Genomic DNA, 5,766 nt, shown 5'->3' with positions numbered 1-5,766 from the left:
AATGTAAGATTAAATCTCAACTATTACATTGGATATTCATGATAAGGTTATTGGTACTCTTATTGNNCGTATAGCTTTTTAATAGGCGTAACTGCAATATGGAGGCATGACCTTATTTCTTTATTAGTGTTATAAAATGACGGAGTAAGACCTGAAGCATCTTTTTGTATTACTAAAGTAGGTTTCGCCTGTAATAGGATTTCAATAATTTCTTTATTATTATCAACCCCTGCAATTGCTGAATGTAAGACCGATAAGCCTTGAGGGGTACTAGAATTTATAGAATCTGGATTTAATTTTAATATCTCTATTACTAAATCTTTTTTACCATGCTCAGCCGCTTCATGTAATAAGGCAGTGGGATTATTTTCAATACATACCTTTAATGCACTATTAAAAGCTTTTATGCCGCTTTTTGTTTTATCTTTAAATCACACTTCCAGCTCTTCTATATCACTCTTTACCGATGCAGGTTTCATTTCTCTCTCTGAATCGGGGGAATCTAGGCTTGGAGTTTTATATTGACTTAAAACTGATGTAGATAAAGTAGGTATTTTTTGTTTTCTCATTAATTTTCCTAAATTTATAAGTTATTAATTATTTTAGAAGGGATTGTGAATTAGTGGTGGATTGATGCCATTGCCCACATGGATACCACCCCGCCATTGCGAGGAAAATTATATAGTAATTTGACGAAGCAATCTCAGGAATTTGTTATTATTCATGAGATTGCCACGCAGCCTATGGCTGCTCGCAATGACGACTTTAGTATCCACGTAGGAATATTATAGTATAGTGAACAACACTGAGCCAATTTGCAATTCTCCTAAAATTAAGATTATAAATTTAGGAATAATAACGCAACAAACCGAGTTGAATTGATTGCAACTTAATTGATTAAGAATTGTTAATTTATCACAATCGATTAGTTACTGAAGTTTTATATTTTCCATATCCCAATCATGAGAAACAGTATTATACTTTAATATATAAGGCTTGGTATCTATAGAATCCAAGGTTACATCGGCAATCATATCATCATGTGATGAGATAAGTTCGTTATAACCGAAATTAGCGTAATAAGGTTGATAATTTTTAAATCTAACCGTTATAAATTTCTCTTTAGTAATAGCAGGTAAGAATTTCACCAAATCATCAAGATTACTTAAAGCCAAATCTTTCATCTCAAAAATTTGTAATCTATAAACATTTTTATAATCTTTGGTAAAGAATGTCGGTATAGAGCTGAAACTACTACCGGATTGAACGGAAGCTATACTTAAAGCTTTAAGTGGAATGCCTGATTTATTACTAAAATAATCATCGACTTCAAAAAATACTGCACCGCCGAAATTTATCATTTTAGAGATTTTATTATTGTTCACATCATATAAATCCACTGACTGCTCTAACTTTTTGCCGTCACGAAATATAGTAAGTTTAATAGCTATTCCTTTAAAATTATCCATTTCTCTATCAAATAATGCTAGATTGCCGCCGAGTTCCTTATCATTTACTGCCCAAATAATATCACCGGCTTTTAAAGATTTTTCAGCAGGCGAACCGGCTAAAACTGCCTTAACGCTTATCACCCTATTTCTACTGTCAGGAAACTTATTTATATATTTATCCATTTCTTCTTTAGGGAAATTATGATGTCTAACTGCTTTATTTAAAGAATATAACTCGCTTATTATTCCTATATGCTTTCTGTTTGGTTGTTTATTATTCTTTAAACTTTCTAAGGTGCGAGCTACATAATCACCGTGCAGTGCTAGAGAATGAGTTTTACCGCCGCCGTATAATACTCCTATAGCCTCAATTTTATCGTTTAATACCGGTGAACCGCTAGCACCGCCGGTACTATTTAAATTAATAACATAAGTACATTGCGGCATTAAACCTTCAATATTATAAAGATCGGACAAATAACCGGTATGGAAAGAAAAGCCTTTTGCCTCTGTGTTACCGACTACGAAAACCTTCTGATTTAATTTTGGCAACTCGCTTGAGAAAGCTATTTGTGTAGCGGATGCCGGTATATCTTTGCTCTCTACTTTTAGAACGGCATAATCTTGCCAAATATCGTAATAGATAAGTTTTGCTTCCGCCTGCTCGCCATTATAAAAAGTAACAAAATAAGTTCCGATAGACGCACCGCCGACAACATGAGTATTAGTAATTATATAACCGTTGTTCTTATCGTTAATAAATCCCGTTCCTGTCCAACTACTTGTATCATCATATGCAGATACGGCAATTCTAGTATCAATTGTTACGATTGCTTTCTTCGCTTTTTCAAATATAGCACTGCTTGCTTCAGAAGATGCTAAAACTATATTATTTAGGAAAACTAAATTAATGATAAATAAAAGTTTTAGTAAAATCGGTAGTTTTTTCATTTTCACCTCTTGTAAAATCATTTAAGCCGCACTATATCAAATAAAAAGTCATAATAAAATAAAAAAAGAAAACGAGGAATCTTATGGGAAAAGTAATAGGTATCGACCTTGGGACTACCAACTCTTGTGTTGCAGTCATGGAAGGTAAAGAGCCAAAAGTAATAGAAAATTCAGAAGGCGAGAGAACTACGCCGTCAATAATAGCTTTTGCAAACGGCGAAAAATTAGTCGGGCAGTCTGCTAAGAGACAAGCAGTAACCAACCCTCGCGATACTATATATGCGGTAAAGCGATTAATCGGTAGAAATTTCACCGATCCTATGGTTAAGAAAGACCAAGATATCGTACCGTATAATATAGTTAAAGCCGATAACGGTGACGCATGGGTCGAAGTGGATAACAATAAATATTCACCAAGCCAAATTAGTGCCTTTATTTTACAAAAAATGAAAGAAACCGCAGAGAATTATTTAGGCGAAAAAGTAACACAAGCAGTAATTACCGTGCCTGCTTATTTTAATGATGCACAGCGTCAAGCAACAAAAGATGCAGGTAAAATAGCAGGTCTTGAGGTCCTTAGAATAATCAACGAGCCGACTGCCGCAGCTCTTGCTTACGGTTTTGATAAATCGGCAAGTAAAACTATTGCAGTATACGATCTTGGCGGCGGAACATTCGATGTTTCAATTCTTGAAATCGGCGATGGTGTTTTTGAAGTAAAATCAACAAACGGTGACACATTCCTTGGCGGTGAAGATTTCGATACAAGAATATTAAACCATTTAATAGATGTATTCAAAAAAGAAAGCGGTATAGATTTACGTAATGATCCTTTAGCACTTCAACGTTTGAAAGAAGCGACAGAAAAGGCTAAAAAAGAGCTATCTTCCGCAGTAACTACCGATATTAATTTACCTTATATTACAGCTGATAGTACAGGACCAAAACATTTAAATATTAAATTCACTAGAGCAGAACTCGAAAAATTAGTAGATGATTTAATTGAAAAAACTGTTGAGCCTTGCCGTAAAGCGTTAAAGGATGCAGGTTTAAAAGCTTCTGATATTCAGGAAGTAGTACTTGTCGGCGGCATGACTAGAATGCCGAAAGTACAAGAAGCCGTAGAGAAATTCTTTGGACGTGCACCGCATAAAGGCGTAAATCCTGATGAGGTTGTAGCACTTGGTGCTGCTATTCAAGGAGGAGTACTTAACAAAGAAGTAACGGACATATTATTATTAGACGTTACGCCTCTATCCCTTGGTATTGAAACCCTTGGCGGCGTATTTACAAGATTAATCGATCGTAATACTACTATACCTACTAAAAAAAGTCAGGTATTCTCAACTGCTGACGATAATCAGCATGCCGTAACTATTAGAGTGTTTCAAGGTGAACGTGAAATGGCAGCTAGTAATAAATTACTTGGTCAGTTTAATCTTGAAGGCATACCTCCGTCGCCTAGAGGTGTTCCACAAATAGAGGTAACATTTGATATTGACGTTAATGGAATAGTGCATGTTTCGGCTAAAGATAAAGCAAGCGGTAAGGAGCAGAAAGTAACTATTCAGGCTTCCGGTGGTCTTAGCGATGCCGAAATCGAACAAATGGTTAAAGATGCTGAGCAGAATGCCGATGAAGATAAAAAGCGTAAGGAACTTATTGAAGCGAAAAATGCCGCCGATAGTTTAGTTTATTCTACTGAAAAGAGTCTTACGGAGTATGGTGATAAATTATCATCAGAAGATAGAGGAGCTGCTGAAGAAGCACTATCTGCTTTAAAAGCTGTTCTTGAGTCAGAAGATGCTGCTTTAATTAAAGAAAAGACAGAGAGCTTAACTGCAGCTAGTATGAAAATCGGTGAAGCAATGTATAAAGTGCAAAGCGAAAGCCAACCTGCTGAAGAAAATACTGCTAACGATGGAAAAGTAGTAGATGCCGATTTTCAGGAGGTAGAGAAGAAGTAGAAGTAATTTCGTCATTGGGCGTGGGCATCCCCCGTCATTGCGAAGAGCGAAGCGACGCGGCAATCTCGGGCCAAACTCCTGAGATTGCTTCGTCAAATTACTATGTAATTTTCCTCGCAATGATGTTACAATTTCATTTTATAAATTAAATTATGTCACAAGATTATTATCAAATACTAGGCGTTAGTAAAACAGCTAGCCAAGCTGATCTTAAAAAAGCCTACCTTAAGCTAGCCAAGCAATATCACCCTGATACTACTGACGCTAAAGATGCTGAAAAGAAATTTAAAGAGATAAAGAGTGCTTATGATGTTCTAAAAGACGAGCAGAAAAGAGCCGCTTACGACCGCTTTGGGCATGATACTTTTCAAAATCAACAGTCACGAGGGGGAGGAGGAAATCACGGCGATTTTCATCCTGATATTAACGATATTTTCGGCGACTTCTTTAGTGACTTTATGGGAGGTGGTAGAAGAAAGCCTACATCAAGTAAGGCTAGAGGTTCGGATTTAAAATATGATCTGACAATTAACCTAGGGGAAGCATTTCACGGTATAGAAAAAAATATCAGCTTTTCTAGCGAAGTGAAATGTGATACTTGTCACGGCAGCGGTTCTGAAAAAGGTGAAACCGTAACAACTTGTGATGCTTGCGGCGGTGTTGGAGCGACTAGAATTCAGCAAGGGTTCTTTACGATCGAACAAGCTTGTCACAAATGCCAAGGTAACGGACAAATTATAAAAAATCCTTGTAAGAAATGTCATGGCATGGGACGTTACCATAAGCAACGAAATTTATCGGTAAATATTCCTGCCGGTGTCGAAAACGGTACTAGAATAAGACATACCGGAGAAGGAGAAGCGGGTATTAGAGGCGGAAATAGCGGTGATTTATACGTTGATATAGCAATAAAACCACATGATATTTATAAAGTAGACGGCGCAAATTTACATTGTAAACTACCTATTAGTTTTGTAAATGCTGCTCTTGGAGGAGAGATAGAAGTACCGGTAATTGAAGGTGGGAAAGTCAACTTAACAATTCCGGCAGGCACGCAAAACGGTGATCAATTAAGGCTACGCAGCAAAGGTATGTCTAAAATGAGGTCAACTATTAGGGGTGATATGCTTACACATATTCATGTCGAAGTACCTAAAAATTTATCTAAAAGACAACGTGAACTACTAGAAGAATTCAAAAAAGAATCCATAAATGAAAAAGAAAATGATGGTAGCTTTTTTAATAAAATGAAAAGTCTATGGTCATGAATTTTATTTAACTTTCCTATAAAAATGAAACCTCCGATGTTATAAAATATTATAGTCATATGTCATTCCCGCGTAGGCGTTGTTGAGTGGAGATTAAAAAAAGTGGTCGTGCCTCCGTATTGCAGTTTA

The 5,766-nt window shown here is 36.2% G+C and carries 6 protein-coding genes; 3 read left to right on the top strand and 3 right to left on the bottom strand.

From position 1 onward, the window contains the following. Window positions 1-59: 59 nt before the first annotated feature. On the bottom strand, window positions 60-374 hold the full coding sequence (locus KYQ89_RS08210; RefSeq protein WP_371920391.1) for an ankyrin repeat domain-containing protein: 315 nt from the start codon (window positions 372-374) through the stop codon (window positions 60-62). Window positions 375-431: 57 nt separating this feature from the next. After that, entirely contained in the window at window positions 432-569 is a 138-nt protein-coding gene (locus KYQ89_RS02230; protein ID WP_218460225.1) for an ankryin, read from the bottom strand. A 78-nt stretch (window positions 570-647) separates the two neighbouring features. Here KYQ89_RS02230 and KYQ89_RS02225 point away from each other — a divergent pair, with 78 nt between their 5' ends. Continuing rightward, window positions 648-791, top strand: coding sequence for a hypothetical protein (locus tag KYQ89_RS02225; RefSeq protein WP_218460224.1), 144 nt, complete (start codon window positions 648-650; stop codon window positions 789-791). Window positions 792-929: 138 nt separating this feature from the next. Here the strand turns inward: KYQ89_RS02225 and KYQ89_RS02220 are convergent, their stop codons facing one another. Next, window positions 930-2,423: a S1C family serine protease gene (locus KYQ89_RS02220; RefSeq protein ID WP_218460223.1), complete on the bottom strand. Its 1,494-nt coding sequence runs from the start codon at window positions 2,421-2,423 to the stop codon at window positions 930-932. 62 nt (window positions 2,424-2,485) lie between these two features. Here KYQ89_RS02220 and dnaK point away from each other — a divergent pair, with 62 nt between their 5' ends. Then, a complete protein-coding gene (dnaK, locus tag KYQ89_RS02215; protein WP_218460222.1) occupies window positions 2,486-4,369 on the top strand; it encodes a molecular chaperone DnaK in 1,884 nt (627 codons plus the stop codon). Between the two features lie 152 nt (window positions 4,370-4,521). Next, a complete protein-coding gene (dnaJ, locus tag KYQ89_RS02210; RefSeq protein ID WP_218460221.1) occupies window positions 4,522-5,637 on the top strand; it encodes a molecular chaperone DnaJ in 1,116 nt (371 codons plus the stop codon). Window positions 5,638-5,766: the final 129 nt, after the last annotated feature.

The sequence above is a fragment of the Rickettsia sp. TH2014 genome (assembly GCF_019249195.1).
In the GTDB taxonomy this organism is placed as follows: Bacteria; Pseudomonadota; Alphaproteobacteria; order Rickettsiales; family Rickettsiaceae; genus Rickettsia; species Rickettsia felis.
The sequence above is the reverse complement of the archived record's forward strand: the minus strand, read 5'-3'. Positions and strand labels throughout refer to the sequence as shown.